This window comes from Clostridium sp. 1001283B150225_161107_B6 (assembly GCF_015556325.1).
GTDB lineage: Bacteria > Bacillota > Clostridia > Lachnospirales > Lachnospiraceae > Enterocloster.
The window spans coordinates 1-3,112 of the sequence record NZ_JADNMD010000026.1 but is presented as its reverse complement, the minus strand read 5'-3'; the positions used below and the strand labels follow the sequence as shown (position 1 = coordinate 3,112).

The window sequence follows — 3,112 nt, the reverse complement described above, 5'->3', positions numbered from 1 at the left end:
GATACGTACCTTGAAAACCGCATATTGAATGAAAATGAATTGAATATTCTAAATCAGAATATCAAGACATCCGAGGCCATACAAGAGATTGTATGGAAAAAACAAACTTGTAAATGCGAAAGCGTTTATAAACAAACCTAGAACCAAAGCGTCCAACGCTATGGACGTGAGAGGAACCGCAGCAACCCGCCGCGGGGAATCATTTTGGTTAAGCTATAAAGAGCGCAGGGTGGATGCCTTGGCACTAAGAGCCGATGAAAGACGTGATAAGCTGCGAAAAGCTTCGGGGAGGAGCAAATATCCTTTGATCCGGAGATATCTGAATGGGGAAACCCGGCTGAGCAAACCTCAGTCACTGCATGGTGAATCCATAGCCATGCAGGGGGAACCCGGTGAACTGAAACATCTAAGTAACCGGAGGAAGAGAAAGAAACATCGATTCCCAAAGTAGCGGCGAGCGAAATGGGAAGAGCCCAAACCAGCGTGCGTGCATGCTGGGGTTAAGGACTGCAAACGTGAACCGATTTGTTAGTGGAACTGTCTGGGAAGTCAGGCCGCAGAGAGTGAAAGCCTCGTACACGAAAACAATAGGAAGCAGCAGTATCCAGAGTACCACGAGACACGAGAAACCTTGTGGGAAGTCGGAGGGACCACCCTCCAAGGCTAAATACTACTTAGTGACCGATAGCGCATAGTACTGTGAAGGAAAGGTGAAAAGGACCCCGGGAGGGGAGTGAAAAAGAACCTGAAACCCTGTGTTTACAAGCTGTGGGAGCACGTTAAGGTGCAACCGCGTACTTTTTGTAGAACGGTCCGGCGAGTTGCCGGTACTGGCAAGGTTAAGAGCTTAAGGCTCGGAGCCGAAGGGAAACCAAGTCTCAAATGGGCGTCAAGTCAGTACAGGCAGACCCGAAACCGGGTGACCTATCCATGTCCAGGTTGAAGCGGAAGTAAAATTCCGTGGAGGACCGGATCCACATCCGTTGAAAAGGGTGGGAATGAGGTGTGGATAGGGGAGAAATTCCAATCGAACCCGGAGATAGCTGGTTCTCCTCGAAATAGCTTTAGGGCTAGCCTCATATTAGTTTAGCGGAGGTAGAGCACTGAATTCCTAAGGGGGCGTCAAAGCTTACCAAGGGATATCAAACTCCGAATGCCGCATAAATGATGTATGGGAGTCAGACTGCACGAGATAAGTTGGGTAGTCAAAAGGGAAAGAGCCCAGACCTACAGCTAAGGTCCCAAAGTGTGTGTTAAGTGGAAAAGGATGTGGGATTTCAAAGACAACTAGGATGTTGGCTCAGAAGCAGCCACACATTCAAAGAGTGCGTAATAGCTCACTAGTCGAGAGGTCCTGCGCCGAAAATGTCCGGGGCTGAAACACAACACCGAAGCTTAGGAATGTACGTAAGTACATTGGTAGAGGAGCATTCTTAAAGGAGCGAAGCAGTACCGGTAAGGAGCTGTGGACTTTTAAGAAGAGAGAATGCCGGAATGAGTAGCGAGATGGAGGTGAGAATCCTCCAGGCCGAATATCCAAGGTTTCCAGAGTAAAGCTGATCTGCTCTGGGTAAGTCGGGGCCTAAGGCGAGGCTGAGAGGCGTAGCCGATGGACAACAGGTTGAGATTCCTGTACCATGTATCATCAGAACTGTGGGGACACAGAAGGACAACACAGCCCGGGAATGGGAATACCGGGGCAAGCGAGGTAGGAGTACGGCTGGCAAATCCGCCGTACAATCCGAAGACGTGACGCGCAGCGAACCAAAGTAGCGAAGTGTGTGATTCCGGCTGTCAAGAAAAGCCGCTATTGTGTGATACATGCCCGTACCGTAAACCGACACAGGTAGATGAGGAGAGAATCCTAAGGCCGGCGGGAGAAGCATTGTTAAGGAACTCGGCAAAATGACCCCGTAACTTCGGGAGAAGGGGTGCCACAGAGATGTGGCCGCAGAGAATAGGCTCAAGCAACTGTTTAGCAAAAACACAGGTCTATGCAAAACCGTAAGGTGAGGTATATGGGCTGACGCCTGCCCGGTGCTGGAAGGTTAAGAGGAGAGGTTAGAGCAATCGAAGCTTTGAATTTAAGCCCCAGTAAACGGCGGCCGTAACTATAACGGTCCTAAGGTAGCGAAATTCCTTGTCGGGTAAGTTCCGACCCGCACGAAAGGCGTAATGATTTGAGCGCTGTCTCAACAATGCACCCGGTGAAATTGAAATACCAGTGAAGATGCTGGTTACCTGCGCCAGGACGGAAAGACCCCATGGAGCTTTACTCCAGTTTGATACTGGGATTCGGTATTGCATGTACAGGATAGGTGGGAGGCTAAGAGACATGGACGCCAGTCTGTGTGGAGCCAATGTTGGGATACCACCCTTGCGATATTGGGTTTCTAACCTGCGCCCGTGACCCGGGCGGGGGACAATGTCAGGCGGGGAGTTTGACTGGGGCGGTCGCCTCCGAAAGGGTATCGGAGGCGCTCAAAGGTTCCCTCAGGATGGTTGGAAACCATCCAAAGAGTGCAAAGGCATAAGGGAGCTTGACTGCGAGACCGACGGGTCGAGCAGGTACGAAAGTAGGACTTAGTGATCCGGTGGTATGAAAGTGGGATTGCCATCGCTCAACGGATAAAAGCTACCCTGGGGATAACAGGCTTATCACTCCCAAGAGTTCACATCGACGGAGTGGTTTGGCACCTCGATGTCGGCTCATCGCATCCTGGGGCTGTAGCAGGTCCCAAGGGTTGGGCTGTTCGCCCATTAAAGCGGTACGCGAGCTGGGTTCAGAACGTCGTGAGACAGTTCGGTCCCTATCCGGCGCGGGCGTAGGATATCTGAGAGGAGCTGTCCTTAGTACGAGAGGACCGGGATGGACAGACCGCTGGTGTATCTGTTGGCTTACCAAGGCCATGGCAGAGTAGCCAAGTCTGGACGGGATAAACGCTGAAGGCATCTAAGCGTGAAGCCCCCCTCAAGATGAGATATCCCATCGCGAAAGCGAGTAAGACCCCTTGAAGACGACGAGGTAGATAGGTTAGAGGTGGAAGTGCAGTAATGTACGGAGCTGACTAATACTAATCGGTCGAGGGCTTATCCAAAAAGGTTAAGGGAA

Annotated in this window: 1 rRNA gene; it reads left to right on the top strand. The window is 51.2% G+C overall.

Annotated elements, in window-relative coordinates:
* Positions 1-206 precede the first annotated feature (206 nt).
* Positions 207-3,098: ribosomal RNA gene (locus I2H39_RS28685) — 23S ribosomal RNA — on the top strand.
* Positions 3,099-3,112 lie beyond the last annotated feature (14 nt).